This is a genomic window from Shewanella ulleungensis (genome assembly GCF_014648315.1).
In the GTDB taxonomy this organism is placed as follows: domain Bacteria; phylum Pseudomonadota; class Gammaproteobacteria; order Enterobacterales; family Shewanellaceae; genus Shewanella; species Shewanella ulleungensis.
Window position 1 is genome coordinate 386,619 of record NZ_BMQW01000001.1, and the last position, 17,728, is coordinate 404,346.

At 39.5% G+C, this 17,728-nt stretch carries 12 protein-coding genes; 6 read left to right on the top strand and 6 right to left on the bottom strand.

What is annotated here, in order from left to right:
• Window positions 1-10 precede the first annotated feature (10 nt).
• Window positions 11-346 carry a cupin domain-containing protein gene (locus IEY40_RS01670; protein ID WP_188952726.1) on the bottom strand — a complete coding sequence of 112 codons (336 nt, stop codon included), beginning with the start codon at window positions 344-346 and terminating at the stop codon, window positions 11-13.
• A 304-nt stretch (window positions 347-650) separates the two neighbouring features.
• Here IEY40_RS01670 and IEY40_RS01675 point away from each other — a divergent pair, with 304 nt between their 5' ends.
• Both IEY40_RS01675 and IEY40_RS01680 read left to right on the top strand, forming a co-directional pair.
• A complete protein-coding gene (locus tag IEY40_RS01675; RefSeq protein WP_188952728.1) occupies window positions 651-2,804 on the top strand; it encodes a heparinase II/III domain-containing protein in 2,154 nt (717 codons plus the stop codon).
• A gap of 1 nt (window position 2,805) precedes the next feature.
• Window positions 2,806-4,956 (top strand): heparinase II/III domain-containing protein, encoded by a 2,151-nt coding sequence (locus tag IEY40_RS01680; RefSeq protein ID WP_188952730.1) that lies wholly within the window; start codon window positions 2,806-2,808, stop codon window positions 4,954-4,956.
• Between the two features lie 189 nt (window positions 4,957-5,145).
• Here IEY40_RS01680 and IEY40_RS01685 read toward each other — a convergent pair whose 3' ends face one another.
• A complete protein-coding gene (locus tag IEY40_RS01685) occupies window positions 5,146-6,210 on the bottom strand; it encodes a polysaccharide lyase family 7 protein (RefSeq protein ID WP_188952732.1) in 1,065 nt (354 codons plus the stop codon).
• 396 nt (window positions 6,211-6,606) lie between these two features.
• Here IEY40_RS01685 and IEY40_RS01690 point away from each other — a divergent pair, with 396 nt between their 5' ends.
• The 3 genes from IEY40_RS01690 (at window position 6,607) to IEY40_RS01700 (ending at window position 10,220) form a co-directional block, all read left to right on the top strand.
• The gene (locus tag IEY40_RS01690; protein ID WP_188952733.1) at window positions 6,607-8,364 is read left to right on the top strand and encodes a sodium:solute symporter family transporter; all 1,758 of its coding nucleotides are present in this window, start codon (window positions 6,607-6,609) and stop codon (window positions 8,362-8,364) included.
• A gap of 37 nt (window positions 8,365-8,401) precedes the next feature.
• Window positions 8,402-9,658, top strand: a complete 1,257-nt coding sequence (locus IEY40_RS01695) for an alginate lyase family protein (protein WP_188952735.1) — start codon at window positions 8,402-8,404, stop codon at window positions 9,656-9,658.
• A 253-nt stretch (window positions 9,659-9,911) separates the two neighbouring features.
• Window positions 9,912-10,220 carry a hypothetical protein gene (locus IEY40_RS01700; protein ID WP_188952737.1) on the top strand — a complete coding sequence of 103 codons (309 nt, stop codon included), beginning with the start codon at window positions 9,912-9,914 and terminating at the stop codon, window positions 10,218-10,220.
• 149 nt (window positions 10,221-10,369) lie between these two features.
• Here the strand turns inward: IEY40_RS01700 and IEY40_RS01705 are convergent, their stop codons facing one another.
• The 4 genes from IEY40_RS01705 to IEY40_RS01720 form a co-directional block, all read right to left on the bottom strand.
• A complete protein-coding gene (locus IEY40_RS01705; protein ID WP_229776975.1) occupies window positions 10,370-11,245 on the bottom strand; it encodes a polysaccharide lyase family 7 protein in 876 nt (291 codons plus the stop codon).
• A 138-nt stretch (window positions 11,246-11,383) separates the two neighbouring features.
• On the bottom strand, window positions 11,384-12,199 hold the full coding sequence (locus IEY40_RS01710; protein WP_188952739.1) for a hypothetical protein: 816 nt from the start codon (window positions 12,197-12,199) through the stop codon (window positions 11,384-11,386).
• A gap of 83 nt (window positions 12,200-12,282) precedes the next feature.
• Entirely contained in the window at window positions 12,283-14,826 is a 2,544-nt protein-coding gene (locus IEY40_RS01715) for an autotransporter outer membrane beta-barrel domain-containing protein (RefSeq protein ID WP_188952741.1), read from the bottom strand.
• Window positions 14,827-14,895: 69 nt separating this feature from the next.
• Entirely contained in the window at window positions 14,896-16,455 is a 1,560-nt protein-coding gene (locus IEY40_RS01720) for a polysaccharide lyase 6 family protein (RefSeq protein ID WP_188952743.1), read from the bottom strand.
• 289 nt (window positions 16,456-16,744) lie between these two features.
• On the opposite strand from IEY40_RS01720, the gene IEY40_RS01725 reads away from it, so the two are divergent.
• Window positions 16,745-17,707 carry a polysaccharide lyase family 7 protein gene (locus IEY40_RS01725; RefSeq protein ID WP_188952745.1) on the top strand — a complete coding sequence of 321 codons (963 nt, stop codon included), beginning with the start codon at window positions 16,745-16,747 and terminating at the stop codon, window positions 17,705-17,707.
• The last annotated feature ends 21 nt before the right edge of the window (window positions 17,708-17,728 follow it).

A 17,728-nucleotide genomic window follows, 5' to 3' on the forward strand; every position in this document is an offset into this window, starting at 1 on the left:
TGAGTATGTATTACTTTAAAAAATCTTCACGTGCAGGAGAAAACATATCAAGCAAAATACTGTCTTGTTCTAATGCGACAGCACCGTGCATAAGATGTTTACGAGCAATATAGGCATCGCCAGCTTTAAGCACTTGTTTTTTGCCATCGACTTCGGCTTCAAAGCTGCCACTAATTACATAACCAATTTGATCGTGAATTTCGTGTGCATGCACATAACCAATGGCACCTTTATCAAAATTCAAATGAACAGCCATTAGTTCATCAGTGTAACCGACGATTTTACGCTTAATACCATCGCCTAACTCTTCCCAAGGGTGGTCATCAGCTTTAAAAAAAGGATTCATTTTAGTTCTCCTAACCGCTTTAAATGTGGACTTCATTATACAAATAATAAACATTAAATACATATTGTAATACAATAAGATCTTACCAATGTGATCTAAATCGGTAATATAGAAATAAAACCAATACTATACATATGGTTACAGCAAAGATTATTTTCAAAAAAGTTTATGCGAATTAAAATTTTAAGCTATTTTAAGCGTAAATGTGACAAAAAGCATTGTTAAGATATCAAATTGTATGACAATATTGTCATACAGATTTTGTATTCACCGAAGAATAGATATTAGCCAAAAGGTAAACACTATGACCACAACAACGCCCATTTTACTTACGCATGCAGAAATTGCTGATTTACGTAAAGAGTTTGGACGCACAAGTTTGATGGGAAAAACAATCGATGCCCATATAAATGAACTGCAAGATTTTATGCGTTTACCAATAGATGTGCCTGGGCACGGTGAAGCCGGTGGCTATGAACACAACCGCCACAAACAAAATTACACCTTTATGAATTTAGCAGGGCGGTTGTTCTTGATTACGGAACAACAGCAGTATGCAGACTTTGTCATCGCGCTATTAGAAGAATACGCAGACAAGTATTTAACGTTCGATTTTCATGTACAAAAGAATACCAATCCTACCGGACGTTTATTTCACCAAATTTTAAATGAACATTGCTGGTTACTATACACAAGCCTTGCTTATTCATGCGTCGCTGCAGTAATGAGCGATGCACAGCGAACTCGAATTGAAAGCCGTATCTTTGAACCTATGTTAGAGATGTTTACGGTTAAATATGCCCATGATTTTGACCGTATCCATAATCACGGCATTTGGGCTGTTGCCGCTGTCGGAATATGTGGATTAGCCATTGGCAAACGTGAATACCTAGACATGGCAGTATATGGAATAGATCGAAATGATAGTGGTGGATTTCTTGCGCAGATTTCGCAATTATTTGCTCCATCAGGATATTACATGGAAGGCCCTTATTATCATCGCTATGCAATACGGCCAACCTGTTTATTTGCTGAAGTTTTGCAGCGCCATATGCCTGAAGTAGACATATACAATTATAAAAGCAAAGTGATTGGTAATACCGTAAACGCCTTATTATCTACAGCCTATCCTAATGGTCAATTCCCTGCATTGAATGACGCATCACGTACGATGTCGATTACTGATATGGGTGTACAGGTGGCTGTGAGTGTTTATAGCAAACATTATGGCGTAGACGACAATTTATTGGGCATGGCTAAGATTCAAAACAGAGTGTGGATGCATCCATGTGGATTAGTATTGTCTCGTGCCCTTGAGAAAGCTGAAGAAAAAGCTGTCATTGGTATGCCATTTTGGCCAAGCGTTGAATTAAATGAAGGCCCAGACGGCACTCATGGTGCTCAAGGCTTTATCCGCATGCAAGATAAAAAAGGTGATGTGTCTCAGTTAGTCATGAACTACGGCCAGCACGGTATGGGACACGGGAACTTTGACACATTAGGGATCAGTTTCTTTAATCGTGGCCAAGAAGTGTTACGCGAATACGGTTTTGCCCGCTGGGTAAACGTAGAGCCAAAGTTTGGCGGCCGCTACCTTGATGAAAACAAATCTTATGCGCGCCAAACGATTGCTCATAATGCTGTTACCGTCGATGAAAAGTGTCAAAATGATTTTAACGTATCCCGAGCAGACAGCGTGCACGGTTTGCCGCATTTCTTTAGCGTACAAAGTGATGTGATTAGTGGTATGAGCGCTTTTGCTAATCAACATTATGATGGATTGTCGATGCAGCGCAGCGTGTTTATGTTGGCGTTAGATGAGCTTGAATCTCCATTGTTAATTGATTTATACCGTTTAGTTGGTGAGGATGAGCATCAATACGACTATTCACATCAGTATGAAGGTCAAATTATCCGTACAAATTTTGATTACCAGAGCCACCAAGAAGTGTCGACCTTAGGTACTGATAATGGATATCAACATCTTTGGAATTTAGCCAGCGGTAAGCCTACCGATACAGGACTTGTGAGCTGGTTACAAAATAATACTTACTATACATGGCTTGGTACGAGCAGTAATGATTCATGTGAAGTGTACTTTACACGTACAGGTGCAAATGATCCCAGTTTCAATTTGCGCAGTGAACCTGCTTTTATATATCGAACGCACGGTAAAACAAGCCTGCTGGCTTCTGTGGTTGAAACCCATGGATACTTTAACGAAGAATTTGAACAGTCGGTAAATGCCCGCGGCAAAGTCAGCAATATCAAGGTGATTGGCCACAATGAATCTGCATCAGTGGTTGAGATTACCACAGCGGATTCTATTGTGACGTTAATGGTAAGTAACCAAGTAACGGCACAAACAAGCGAACATAGCGTGACCTTTAATCAAAAAACATATCAATTTAACGGCCATTATGCTGTCGAAATTACTGCAGTGAAGCAGGAGAAATAACATGAGTTACCAACCCTTATTATTAAACTTTGACGAAGCAGCACAACTAAGACAGTCGTTAAATACAGATACACTTTTAGGCAAAGCCTTAACGCGTGACATTGCTCAAACAGACGACTATATGACAACCGTAGGCATTGAAGTACCCGGTCACGGTGAAGGTGGTGGTTATGAACATAATCGTCATAAACAAAATTATATCCATATGGATTTAGCGGGGCGGTTATTTTTAATCACCGAAGATGATAAGTACCGCAATTACATTGTTGATATGTTATCGGCTTATGCCACTGTGTACCCAACTTTAGAAAGTAATGTTAGTCGTGACAGTAATCCTCCTGGAAAACTGTTTCATCAAACATTAAATGAAAATATGTGGATGCTTTATGCATCTTGCGCTTATAGCTGCATTTATCACACCTTAGATGAAACTCAAAAACACCATATTGAAGACAACTTACTTAAACAAATGATTGATATGTTTGTTGTTACCTATGCGCATGATTTTGACATTATTCATAATCATGGTTTATGGGCTGTTGCTGCTGTCGGTATTTGTGGTTACGCGATAAACGATCAAGCATCTGTTGATAAAGCACTGTATGGACTTAAGTTAGATAAAGTCAGTGGTGGATTTTTGGCTCAATTAGATCAATTGTTTTCACCTGATGGATATTACATGGAAGGGCCGTATTACCATCGTTTCTCGTTACGGCCTATTTACTTGTTTGCTGAAGCCATTGAACGTCGTCAACCCGAAATAGGGATTTATCAATTTAACGACTCAGTGATTAAAACTACATCATATGCGGTAATGTCGACTGCGTTTCCTGATGGCACGTTACCAGCGCTAAATGATTCATCTAAAACCATCAGTATTAATGATGAAGGTGTGATAATGGCGACGAGTGTGTGTTATCACCGTTATGAGCAGAATGACACCTTATTAAGTATGGCTAATCACCAGCAAGATGTATGGGTACACATTTCTGGATTAACCTTGTCTAACGCGGTTAAAGACACCGATAACATTAAACCATTTAGCTGGGGCAGTTTGTTTGTCACTGACGGCCCTGAAGGTGAAAAGGGTGGCGTTGGTATTTTGCGTCATCGTGATGCAAAAAATGACGATACCATGGCACTGATCTGGTTTGGTCAACATGGTAGCGACCATCAATATCATTCAGCACTTGATCATGGTCATTATGACGGTTTGCACTTAAGTGTCTTTAATCGTGGGCAAGAAGTGTTACACGATTATGGTTTTGGTCGTTGGGTCAACGTAGAACCTAAATTTGGCGGTCGTTATATCCCAGAGAATAAATCATATTGTAAGCAAACTGTTGCTCACAATACGGTCACCGTAGATCAAAAAACACAAAACAATTTTGATACAGCCCGAGCTGAATCAAAATTCGGTCAAAAACATTTCTTTAAGGCTGACGATTCAAGTTTACAAGGAATGAGCGGTCGTATTACCGATTATTATGATGGTACAGACATGCAGCGCAGTATTATTGTTGCTGACATTGCAGAGTTTGAAAAACCACTGGTTATTGATGTTTATCGTATTTTAGCCGATAAGCCCCACCAATATGATTTACCTGTGCATCACTCAGGACAAATTATTCGTACCGATTTTGATTACCAAACGATGTCCACGTTAAAACCACTGGGTGCTGACAATGGTTATCAACACTTATGGCATGTAGCATCTGGAAACGTGAGTGGTAGCAGTTTAGTCAGTTGGTTGCATGGCAATAGCTATTACAGTTTAGTGTCGAGCGCTACACCAGAGAGTAAAGTTATATTTGCCCGCACAGGTGCAAACGACCCTGACTTTAACTTGCGCAGTGAGCCAGCCTTTATTTTACGTCAGTCAGGACAAAACCATGTATTTGCGTCTGTCTTAGAAACTCATGGCTATTTTAATGAATCGATTGAGGCATCTGTTGGTGCTCGTGGATTGGTTAATGCTGTTGAAGTGCTGGGTTATAGTGACAGTGCAACAGTGATTAATATCAGCACAACTAGTGGTAACCACTATGCGGTCGCTATTTGTAATCTTACTGGTGAAGCAATAGATGGCAAGCACAGCGTTGAGTTTAATGGAAAAAGTTACCAATGGCAGGGCGCATTTGCCGTATTGTAATGGATACAGCCATCTTGATGTGTTGATGACGTAGACTTAACAGGTTGAGCAAAAAAGGTTGAACAGTAATGTTCAACCTTTTTATTTAGCCCTTCAAATAATCGCTTAGTTTCAGCTTTTTACTTGAAATTTTAGTAGTAATAAGTGCAAAGATCTGTTTGATCACCATTTATCTGAGGTGACTTTATGTTATTGCTTTAATGACAAACGATAAAAACTAACTTGAGTATAATCTCCCGCTTCAACGCCATCGTTGTTACATGCAGTGCCCCAAATAGGGTGTTCTTTACCTTGATTACACTGGTTATAAGCACCTGCTTTAAAATACATAGTGTCGTTTGCAAAACCAACATCTTTAGGGTGCCCAGGTAAACCTTTACTGAGATCGGTCGTAAACGTTTTTGTTTGTGAAAAACGGGTGCCTGGATGCTTAATGAATGTCAATGTCATGATGTTTTGTTCAACATGAATATCATAGCTAAATAGTTCGCCTAACTTTATACCATCTTTGGGCGCAAGGTCTTTAGCCGTTAAATTGGTTTCTCCCCATATGAGGTGAGGCACATCATAACGTTGTGACACATCTTTTGGCGTTACTTCATAATTCCAAAAAAGAGAACCCGTGTCATGAGCGGGTAACTTTCGGTAATAAATCTTTAATGGTTCTGTTTTTGCGCCATGAATTTGCCCCACAACAACAGAATGTGAAGGAAATTTACTGTCATCACCATTAGTGCTAACCCAATCAACTGCAACAGTGGCAGATAACTGTCCACCTATTGCACCGTATTTAGCTCGTTGTGGATTGGCTGCTATCGCAAAATTATTACTGGGATCAGACGGCGTGACATTGTCATTACTCGATAACATAGCACGTAATTCTGACCGGGCATTTTTACTGTTTGCCGTTGTTGGCGCTGTATTTGGGGATTTCATTACCATCGCACCTGTAAGTGGATCGGTATAGAACCAAAAATAATCGGTGAACGGTCTTGCTACATCATTTAATTGAGTTGCATTTATCTCCATAACATCACCGAGACGGGAAGGTCGATGATCTGGAACCGGTAAATTAATCTTCCATTTCGTTAAATCAAAGTTTTGACTAGGAGCTTTTTGTTGGCTGAGTGTGGCACTTAACTGAGACTTATACTGTGCTAGTTCATTTTCCAAATCTGCGGCGTTAGCCAGTGGCAATAGGGTTAAGCCAATAATACTGATTGATGTAAGTTTACCGTAAGTTAATCGTCTCATTTAAGACCTCTTTATAAGATTTAATTTATTAAAAATACTCTTATTAGTAATACAAATAAAGAGGGTGATAGGACATAAAACATAAATAAAGATACCAATGAATCTTTTAATGTCGATTAAATACCTCAAATACATAGACAGAGTTAATTGGCCATCATAAACCTAAAATGATAGTAATTTAAAATTAGTGATTATTTGCAATTGTTTACGACATTGTTTTGGCAGTGTGATATGAGTTGTTGTTACCAAATGACGCTTAGCCAGTTTAGAAATTAGACACAGCTTTAGTCACAGGAATTAAATAAGATCCGAGTCACTAAATTGACTTATTGTAGTACAAATTGGGTGTGTGAAAATTTATACTTATTAGCAATAGAAACTACAGAAGGTACAAAAATGGAACTCAATACAATTATCGTCGGGATCTATTTTCTATTCCTAATCGCAATCGGTTGGATGTTTAGAACGTTTACAACAAATACCAGTGACTACTTCCGTGGCGGAGGAAGCATGTTGTGGTGGATGGTAGGTGCAACTGCATTTATGACGCAATTTAGTGCATGGACATTTACCGGAGCCGCAGGCAAAGCTTACACAGATGGTTTTGCTGTGGCTTTTTTATTTTTAGCCAATGCCTTTGGCTATTTGATGAATTATGTCTATTTTGCCCCCAAATTCCGTCAATTGCGGGTAGTTACCGTTATTGAAGCGATAAGAATGCGTTTTGGTAACACAAACGAACAAGTATTTACTTGGACGGGGATGCCAAACAGTGTGGTTTCTGCTGGTATTTGGTTAAACGGTTTAGCCATTATTGCATCAAGCATATTTGGTTTTGATATGACCACCACGATTGTGCTAACGGGTTTAGTGGTACTTGCTATGTCGGTAACAGGTGGTTCATGGGCGGTTATTGCATCAGACTTTATGCAAATGGTGATCATTATTGCTGTGACATTAACCTGTGCAATATCAGCGATGGTTTATGGCGGTGGCCCTGTTAATATCGTTGAAAACTTCCCTACAGAGTCGTTCATTACAGGAGGTGATTTAAATTATTTGAGCATTTTTACCCTTTGGGCTGTGTTTATTTTTATCAAGCAGTTCAGTATTACCAACAACATGCTTAATTCTTATCGCTATCTAGCTGCTAAAGACTCTAATAATGCACGTAAAGCGGCATTGTTGGCCTGTATTTTAATGACCATAGGACCTGTTATTTGGTTTATGCCAAGTTGGTTTATTGCAGGGCAAGGCATTGATTTAGCCGCTGCATATCCAGAAGCAGGCAGTAAAGCGGCTGACTTTGCTTATTTATATTTTGTAGAAAACTACATGCCTGTTGGCATGGTTGGTTTGTTAATTGCTGCAATGTTTGCCGCAACGATGTCATCAATGGACTCTGGGTTAAATCGTAACTCGGGTATCTTTGTTAAAAACTTCTACGAACCCATTTTACGTCCTAACGCATCAGAAAAAGAATTAGTAACCGTATCTAAACTTACCTCAACGGCTTTTGGTATCGCAATTATATTGGTTGCATTGTTTATTAATTCGCTAAAAGGATTGAGTTTATTTGACACCATGATGTATGTGGGTGCCTTACTGAGTTTTCCTATGACGATACCTGCTTTTTGTGGCTTTTTTATCAAGAAAACACCTGACTGGGCAGCATGGGGCACTTTAATTATGGGGGCATGTGTATCCATTGTGGTGGGGCTAATTATTACACCAGAAATGATTGAAAACTTCTTTGCATTAGACAATCAATTAACCACCCGTGAGTGGGCCGATCTAAAAGTCGCTATTGGTTTGATTAGCCATATTGTGTTAACCGGCGGATTCTTTGTGATGTCTACACTCTTTTATAAGCCCTTGTCAGACGACCGCCAACGCAACGTAGATGCCTTTTTTGACAACCTAGCGACTCCATTGGTATCTGAAGGTGAGGCACAGAAAAAACTGGATAATAAACAACGTAAAATGCTCGGTACATTAATTGCGTCAGTGGGCATTGCGATCATGGCCATGTTTGCACTACCTAATCCATTTTGGGGCCGAATGACGTTTGTATTGTGCGGCGTCATTGTATTGGCTGTTGGCTTATTATTGGTTAAAGCGGTTGATGACAACATTGAAGCTAAAGCCGCTTAATACATGATGGCATGTAAATAACGTTAAGGTAAGTAATATGACAGTATTTAAAAAAGTCTCATTAGCAGCATGTATTCTTACAGTATTGAGTTCACCATTAATGGCCAGTGATTTTGTTTTTTTGGACCCACAAACATTAGCGTCAAATAGAACGATATTGCACTCAGCAGATGCAACGACATCAATGAAACGCAGTTACCAATTGCTGCTTGAAGAAGCTGATTTAGCCATAAAGTCGGGCCCTTTTAGCGTAACAGATAAAGGTATGACGCCGCCCAGTGGTGATACACATGACTACATGAGTATTAGTCCATATTGGTGGCCAGATAATAGTAAAGCAGATGGTTTACCCTGGATTCGTCATGATGGGAAAACTAATCCTGCGTCAAAAACTGATGAGACAGACTCAAAACGGATCGGCAATTTTACTCGCAGCGTAAGGGCAATCGCGCTAGCCTATTACTTTAGCCAAGATGAAAAATATGCACAGCAAGGTATTCAACTCATTCGAACTTGGTTTATTAATGAATCAACTAAAATGAACCCTAATGTCAAATTTGGACAAGGTGTACCTGGTGTTGCAGATGGTCGACGTAGCGGCATTATTGACACCAGAACATTAGCCGAACGTTTGCTTGATGCTATTGCGATATTATCAACATCATCCCAGTGGACTACTGCTGACGAGTTAGCCATAAATCAATGGTACTGTGAATATCTTGACTGGATGATTATAGATGATTTAAGTGGAGGCCCGAAAGGCGAAGCATATTCAGTGAATAACCACGGTACCTGGTATGACTATCAATTAGCGGGTATTTCATATTTTTTAGGTAATAAACCACTTGCCAAGCAAATGGTGCAAAAAGGTAAAATGCGCATAGATTCACAATTTGAAGCAGATGGCTCACAACCCCATGAAATTGAACGAACTCGCGCTTATCATTACCATTATTTCAGTTTGGATCCTTTAGTTGGTCTTGCTCAGTTAGGAGAAAAGTTGGGGATCGACTTGTGGCACTACACAAATCAACAAGGTGGCTCATTAATCAAAGGTATTGAGTTTATGGCTCAGTACCATGATCCTGTGGTTAAATGGCCATACAGCCAAAAAGATAAACGAAGACGTGTTGAACGTATGACACCACTTTATCTTAAAGCGGGAATTGCATTAGATAAACCAGAATGGATAAGCTTAGCCACGGATACTGACTTTAGCGGGTTTAATGTGAAGCAAGACTTATCCGAAGTATGGGCACAACGTGATATTGAATTATTGTATTTAAAGCAGTAGCTCGCGCTAATCAGTAAACCGTATTTTTGTTTGTTGGGTTAACTTTTTACACTTTGGTGTATGAAAAGTTAACCCTTTTTTATGCTTATTGCGTGTTGATGTCATAAGGTAATCACTTTATCGGCTGTCGATATTATGTTTGACGGTTAAGTAAATTAGGGCCGTTTGATGACTAATTTATTATGGTGGCCGTGGTTAATCACTCATTATGGCTAACGCATGTTTGTACTTAAAATTGAAGATAAGGAAAATTATGTCTAGTGAAATCATTAAGTCTTCATTTACTGCTGTACAAATTGGTGTTGCAAGATCTGATGGAAAATTACACTTAACTCAATCAACTATTATTTTTGAACCCTTTAATAAAGCACAAGGTTTAGGTCCTTACACTCTAATACGAGATGATATTGATTCTGTTACCAGGTGTATGGGAAAGGGGGGCGGTATTATGCCTGTCACGGCTGATGCGATTCGAATTACTCTCAAAAGCAAACAGGTTTATGAGTTTATTATAGCCGAACCTAATCAATGGATTGCAGCTTTAAGTCGACCGTTGAATTAGCCTGATTTTATGATGTGATACATTATAAAAATGAGTGTTAACTCACTAATGATGTTATATAAAAACCGCCATTGACGGGTCAATGGCGGTTTGATTAATGACAGTAAATCGGGGGGGGATGAAACACTAGTTTATTGGTGGTTAGCCATTTAAAACTTGGTTTCTTCGACTGAATATTTCAAGTTATAAAAGTGTGCTTCACTTTGACCATTTTCAAATTGATTATACACACCGGCTTTAAAATAACTGCGCATGTGTGTCCAATAATCAAGTTTGTGGTCAACCACATTGTCACCGTTAAAGTCGATGATTAATCTTTGATCGCCTACAGCAATGTCGAAATGCACCGGATTTAGGGGATCATGTTCGCCTAAATCATAACGAGTGTAAGCTTTTTTACAGATTTGCTTTTCACGGTTACCAAATTCTTTTGAGCAATTTACGGCATTGTTTTTAACAATGGCCCAATAGTGATTGTTAATACCACGACGTTCACCTTCCCATACAATTCGAACGAGTGGGTGAGGGATGTAACCGGCTCCGTGTTTTCCATCATCATGAGTGCCTTTGTTATGCACTTGCAAAAAAGTCATTTCATCACGTTCAGGATCACTGTTTTTAATGGCATTCATTGGGTCAATCAGCATTAAATCAGCGCTTAACTTATATATCTTATCTGGATTATCTGTTTTGAAATTTTCAAGGATGCGTAATTCATTACGCAACTTATAGCCTTGCATTTTGAACACAAGAGCTTCTGAACCTTTATCTACGTAAAAGTTCTCGTCCATTACGCCTGTAAAATTACTGTCTGAAGCCACTTCATTTTTACTGCCTTCTTTGGCATTCGGTGTCGATATTTGTAATTTTGAAGCACTTAAAATAGAGTCAAATTTAGCGTAATCGGCAGGTACACCACGTTGACCATTGCTTGGCATAACCTTGATTGGTTCATAGGTGCTCATGCAACCTGCAAGTAGTACAGATGACACCATTAACATGGTCGTCGAAAGCTTTAGATTCATACTATTTCCTTTACCGCTAACGTTGTTTTAGTCCAAAAGCATTAGGGTGAAATGTTGGTGAGAAGGGGAGATTCTATTTTGATACGATAAGTTATCAGCCGACATTGACATGTTTGTCTATGTCGGCTGGCTTATTATCTAGAATCGGTATTTGTATCCCACTTCCATGGCATTATCATGCTTACCGTACCAGTCGTACCCACCATTTCGCTCTTCTGTATGGCTAGGTTTGTTAAGCTTTTGCTTTAACTTGAACTTGGCATAGAATGCATGTTCGCGCGCTTCAGGCATACGATACTCAGCGCTAAATTCGTGTTCCCAAGCAGTTTGCTTGTTGTTATCGAAAATGTGTTGTTCAACACCAGAGCTGTTTAGATTTGAAGATAACTTTTGTAATAGGATTGCATCCCATACAAAGGTAAATGCATCCCAACGATACGTTAACCAAAAGTCATAACGCATTTCTTTATTGATATCGTCTCTCTCACCTTCACCAATACGAATTCTGTCAAGGTTGGTTGAATATCTTGCTCGAAATTTTGTACTGATGTTTTTAGTGATCCGATAGCCATAATATGCGCCAACACGTATGTTCTTCGAGTCTTCTTTAATTTGATAATCTAGAACCGGACCTGCTTGGTGTTTTTTATTACCCCAAGTGTATTTATAGTCCGTTTTAAAGTTCATTTCATATTGTTCAGGTGCATAACCCGCGTCTGTTTCAGGTACGCTGCGATCATATAACCACACTTGTTCGATACCAAATTGAAAACCATTACGCATACGATGTGCAAACTCAACCTTTGGCTTATCGGTACGCCCCTCTAAAAGTTTATGTTCCCATTTTACGGCGATGGTACTTGATCCTGGTCTTACATCATCTGAGTCATCAGCTACTGCATTAAAGGCGAGTAACCCTAAAACACCTGCACCCACTGCAACATATTTATTCATTTTTTATATCCTAATTTTGTCATAAATACCTCTTTGCAAACTTGTATTTAGTGTGAAGTAGCAAAGAGGATTACAATGTTTAATTACTGGTTAAACGTGTTGCCAGGGAACAGGTTTGTGCTCTCGCTTTCTAGGCGGGCAAAAATAGCCGCATCGCGTGCACCACTGCTACCAACACTGTTTACAATGTCAAATGTGTAACCGCTGAAGCTATTGTTGCTCACGGTGACATTGCAGTTATTTTCATTGTCGGCATCTTTAATTGCGCCACTGCTTGAATCGCCAATTTTGATTGCTGCAGTTTCCTTAGAGTCTGCACCAGCAATTGAAAATGCATTGCCGTCAATTAGGGTGCCCATTTTTCCTTTAGATGAGCTACAAGTAAGCTTCACTAAGTCGTTTTGCAAACCTGAATCTTGAGTGGTGAAGCTGCTGTTTGTCAGGTTCATAAACCCGTAAGAACGGATCCAAGCTCCTTTGTTTTCGATTTGATCTTGAGATGTGATATTGGTGGTGTCGAATGTTAGGCCCGTTAATAGGATAGGCATTTCATCTTCGCCGACTTTTTGGATGTTGATTACGGCTTCTTTTGCATCATCAGTTGTTCCGCAAAGTGCAATAGCGTCGTTAGAGAAGATAATGTTAGAAATTTCAGCACCAGCAGCGCCATCAATGATGTCGATACAAGTACTACCAGAAATCGTAGCACCGTCTTGTCCAACTAACTTAATCGCTTTATCAATGGTGATCACACCAGATGAATAATCATAAGTCTCACCAGCACCTAAGGTGATTGTTGTGCCAACTTCTGCTGCAGCAATCGCGGCATTCACCTCAGCGACAGTGAATGGCATTACCGTTTCTTCTGTTGCTGTGCTTTCTAAAATATTGTCAGACTCTGTTGTGTCACCAAAGACATCATAAAGTGCAGTTGAATTATCTTCTGTTACGCTGATTAAGGCACTGAAGTTTGTGAACGTGTTGTCTGTAAAAGTCGTCGCACAGTTTTTGTTTTCTTGGCCTAAGTTACTTGGCACACCTATGGTTGCAGCTTTGGTCATGCCTGATGCATTTAATTCTGCTAATGCAAATGTATTGCTAGAGAATATTGAGCCGCGTGGGTCAGTATTACTGCCGCCGCGCGCCGCTGAACTGCCACAGTTTAAATATAAAATGTTTTGAGCATCTGCTGATTTATTTGCAAAAGTGGTATTTGAAATATCCACTAAACCGCGCGAATATACCCAAGCATCACTTGATCCTGTCGGTTCTATAAACCCAGCACCATCAAAATTAAGTTTGTCTAAGGTGACACCTAATTTATCTTTACCAACTTTACCGATGTTAATAATCGAGTTAGATGCACTACCAGAAGGGTCGCCACAAACATCTACAGTGATGTTTTTGAATGAAATGTTTGATATTTCTGTACCAACAGCTGCATCCAACACATCTATACACGTAGAACCTGTGAATAGTGCGCCATCTTCGCCAACTAATTTAATGGCTTTATCAATGGTGATAGTACCTGCGGAGAAGTCATATTCGTCACCGGCACCCACCGTAATCGTGCTGCCTGCGGTTGCCGCTAAAATGGCAGCATTCAATTCAGCAATATTTTTAGGGTTGCTAACACCGGCATCAGGAGGCGTGGTAGTGTCATCAATATCATTAATTAAGGTATTTTCTGTTTGAACAGTGTCACCAAATACATCATATAATGCTGTTGAAGCATCGCTTGTTTCGCTGATTAAATAAGTAAAGTTTTCAAAAGTATTATCGGTAAATGTGGTTGCACAGTTTTTATTATCTTGGCCTAAATTACTTGGCACACCAATGGTTGCCGCTTTAACTACACCGGCTGAATTTAATGCTGCTAAAGAGAATGTATTTCCCGTAAAGGTTGAGCCACGTGGGTCATCATTACTGCCACCACGAGAAGTAGAGCTGCCACAGTTTAAATATAAAATACTTTGAGCGTTTTCTGATTTGTTCGTGAACGTGCTGTCTGATAGATCAACTAAACCACGTGAATAAACCCATGCATCACTAGAACCGGTTGGTTCTGTAAATGATGAACCGTCAAATGTTAGGTTATCTAACAATACTGCTGTTTTGTCTTTACCGACTTTGCCAATATTGATAATTGAGTTTGAAGTACTTTCGCCACTTCCACAAGAATCCATAGTGATGTTTTCAAAGGCAATATTTGATATACGCACTTGATTACCGTCGTTTAACACTTCTACTGCTTCAGTGGGTATGTCAATGCAAACAGCGCCTGATAAGACGGCTTGCTCTGTGACTGTTTCGCCATCAGCTGAAATAATATTTCCTTCAGCATCTGCAGACAGTAGGGTAATCGCTTTGTTGAGAACAATTGTGCCGATATTTGAAAAGTCGCCAACAGTACTTAAACCAATAAAATCACCGGTCTGGGCACTATCGATTGCCGCAAGAAGTTCAGCTGTTGTGGTAACAATAGTGCTGGCAACTTCTGGCGTTGGTTCTGGTGTTATTTCTGAACCAGTATCTGTTGTTGATGGTTCATCGTAAAAATCACAACCGCTTAAAGCACCAGCAGATAATGCAATGCATATTAAGCTAGCAAGTGTAGTTTTTTTCATAGTGACATCTCTCTTTTAATAGCCCCATTTCTGGGGCTAAACTGTAAATATGGTCTTAAACTGATTGAATTACTTTTGAATGCGGTAGGTTGCCCCGGTATCATTCACCGTTAGAACCGTTAATCCTCGGGCTCCACCAGAATAATTAGTGGCTTCGAGTAATCCATTTTCACCGCGAACCAATTCAGGTTTTACGTCGGTAATAATGCCAGGCGTAGTAGGAAGTGTGGTTTCAGCCACTTCGCCGTAATACAGTTCATTTTCGTAAGTTGGATTAACTAAAGGTGCGTTACCGTCGTCACCTTTAACTGCTAGGGTTTTCTTTAACTCGGCAAATGAAAGGTTGTTACGGAAAGTAATATCAGTACCGGCATAAACCGTTGATACTTTTGAGTTATCGTATTGGCTTACACTGTGCACTTTTGATGAATAAAGAATGTTTTGACGAGAGTCGATAATCGAATTATTTTCAACTAATACCTTATAAGGTGTAGCTTGTTTATTAAGGCCTTTGCCCTTAACACCACCACCTAATTTTTCACCATTTTTAACGTCAGTAATGCCTGTGTTAACTGCGATACCACCGCGAACATTGCCTGTGCCCATTACACGTTCAATGTAATTGTTACGAATGACATGGCCTTCATCATAAAAACGTATGCCACCGGTATAGCGCTTGGCATTACCAATAATCACGTTATTTTCAACCGTGTTATTTTTTCCGTGACGTAATGAAATCATTGAAGCAGAGTCAACGATGGTATTGCCCCTTAGGACGTTTTCACCTGATTTAAAGGTGATCAATTCTGTCTCGCCATCACATTGGAGGAACAGATTGCCTTCTACGAGTGTTTTTGAAGGGTAAATAGAACTTTTTGAGTCACCAACACGAATCGCTTCCCAACTGTTTGAGTTGTAACGTTCGGCGGCTTTGAAATCGAATTCGTAATGCTGGTTACTTTTTTGATTAAAAAATAAATTGCCCTTAATGACATGGTTGTCTGGCGTTTTATCACCTTTAGCTTTTTGCACACCAATCAATGTCCCACGCTTGTGTTTACCTTCAAACGTATTGTTAATTAGTTGGTTATTTTTACCGTATAAAGAAACCCAAAGATATTTTGGGTATTCGTCGCGGTCGCCCATTGGCTCATATTCATAACCGTCGTTAAAAAAATAGAACGTAGTATTGGTGACAAGGTTGTCGCTGCCACGAAATACAATACCGCCCATACGTTCAGCAGGACCACCTTCGGTAAACACCACACCATCTAAAATGATGTTATTTCCGCGTAAGTTGATTTGTACGGCACCAGTTAACCATGTTTTACCGGGTTCAGTGGCCTTAATGGTGACGTTATTGGCGGTAATATCAATTTTTCCCAAGTTGGCAAATTTGCCAGGTGCGATGTCTAATGTGTCACCGTCTTTTAAGTTGAGCAGTTGGGTTTTTAGTATTTGGGCATCTGCAGTAGTCAGTGTGTTACTGCTAACAAGCGGTTTAGAGTTGGTTTCTAATGCTGCGGTATTAACAACTGGATTGTTAGGTACCTCATTTGACGTATCAGTCGAAACACAGCCGCCTAATAAGCTTAAGGCGATTGCTCCTGCTAATAATGTCTTTTTCATGTCTTACCCCTATTTGTATTATAATAAGCTCTGAAATCATTCTCGCTTTTTGTTGAGTATATTTCTGTGATGAGAAACAAACTTTTACTTAATCGTAGTGATATATGTACCAAAAAGTAACAAAATTTACATAACAGTTTATAAATGTTCATTTAAATCATCTTTGCTGTTTGATTTTAAACCTGTATGCAATAACATTTACACGATACTTTGACCCTTGTCACAGAGATTGTTGTTTGAAAAACACAGCCTTTACCTTATCTTATTGTAATACTAATAAGGAGGATTTATGAGTGCATTAAAAAGAAAGGTGCTAGTGTTTTCTGCATTGCTGGCTTTGTCTGCATGCGGTGGTTCAAGTTCCAACGAGCAAGATGTGGTTGGAACACTACCTATTAATGGAGGGGGAGATCTTATTGATGACTGCGTCGAGTGTGGTTGGAATATCAATCAATGGAAATTAACATTACCTGTAAGCCAGGATGATTATTATGGTACGGGTGGAAGCAGCGCTGCTGAATTGATCCCAGCAGATTGCTCTAGTAAAGAGAAACTCTCAAATGAGACTTCGCTTGAGTATTTCTGGCGGGAAACGTCACCTGATGTATTAAGTTTTAAAGTGAATTTAGATGAAATAGGTGCGACGACGACTAACTCGAGTTATGTTCGGTCTGAATTGCGCGAGTTATATCATTTTGAAACTGAAAATCGTTGCAGTTCAAGTAATCAAAATTGGTTCATCACTGGCGAGCACAAACTCGAATCAACCCTAATAATTGAACAATATCCTACCATTACGGGACTGGCGCCTAAGGTTGTACTTGGTCAAGTTCATGGTTATGAGATAAAGCAGGCGTTAGTGAAACTGTTATGGGAAGGTGACGATAAACCGGTAAGAGTCATTTTGAATGATTCATTTGCGGGCAATAATCAAACATGTGATGATTGTCAGCCATTTAGCATTGATTTGGGCGTAGCAAAAGCATATCAGCAATGGCAATACACGATCAGCGTAGACTTACAAGGTATTGAATTACAAACAACGATTGATAGCGAAGTTACAATTAAAACGCTTAAATGGGGAGAGCCAGTTTTAGCTAACGATGGTCACTATTATACGTTGTCAAAAAACTGGTTGAATGCGAGCTATTATTTTAAGGCTGGGATATACCCACAAATTAATGTGAACACTGCATATGATAACCAGGTATTTGAAGTGGGCTTCAGTAAGATTCTCGTAACACATCAATAAACTAGGGGCAGTGTGCCAATT

Bases quoted from the DNA above. Each gene is read 5' to 3' on its own strand.
- IEY40_RS01670 (WP_188952726.1), bottom strand. From the start codon at position 346: ATGAATCCTTTTTTTAAAGCTGATGACCACCCTTGGGAAGAGTTAGGC.
- IEY40_RS01725 (WP_188952745.1), top strand. From the start codon at position 16,745: ATGAGTGCATTAAAAAGAAAGGTGCTAGTGTTTTCTGCATTGCTGGCT.
- IEY40_RS01705 (WP_229776975.1), bottom strand. From the start codon at position 11,245: ATGAATCTAAAGCTTTCGACGACCATGTTAATGGTGTCATCTGTACTA.
- IEY40_RS01715 (WP_188952741.1), bottom strand. From the start codon at position 14,826: ATGAAAAAAACTACACTTGCTAGCTTAATATGCATTGCATTATCTGCT.
- IEY40_RS01700 (WP_188952737.1), top strand. From the start codon at position 9,912: ATGTCTAGTGAAATCATTAAGTCTTCATTTACTGCTGTACAAATTGGT.
- IEY40_RS01720 (WP_188952743.1), bottom strand. From the start codon at position 16,455: ATGAAAAAGACATTATTAGCAGGAGCAATCGCCTTAAGCTTATTAGGC.
- IEY40_RS01675 (WP_188952728.1), top strand. From the start codon at position 651: ATGACCACAACAACGCCCATTTTACTTACGCATGCAGAAATTGCTGAT.
- IEY40_RS01710 (WP_188952739.1), bottom strand. From the start codon at position 12,199: ATGAATAAATATGTTGCAGTGGGTGCAGGTGTTTTAGGGTTACTCGCC.
- IEY40_RS01680 (WP_188952730.1), top strand. From the start codon at position 2,806: ATGAGTTACCAACCCTTATTATTAAACTTTGACGAAGCAGCACAACTA.
- IEY40_RS01695 (WP_188952735.1), top strand. From the start codon at position 8,402: ATGACAGTATTTAAAAAAGTCTCATTAGCAGCATGTATTCTTACAGTA.
- IEY40_RS01690 (WP_188952733.1), top strand. From the start codon at position 6,607: ATGGAACTCAATACAATTATCGTCGGGATCTATTTTCTATTCCTAATC.
- IEY40_RS01685 (WP_188952732.1), bottom strand. From the start codon at position 6,210: ATGAGACGATTAACTTACGGTAAACTTACATCAATCAGTATTATTGGC.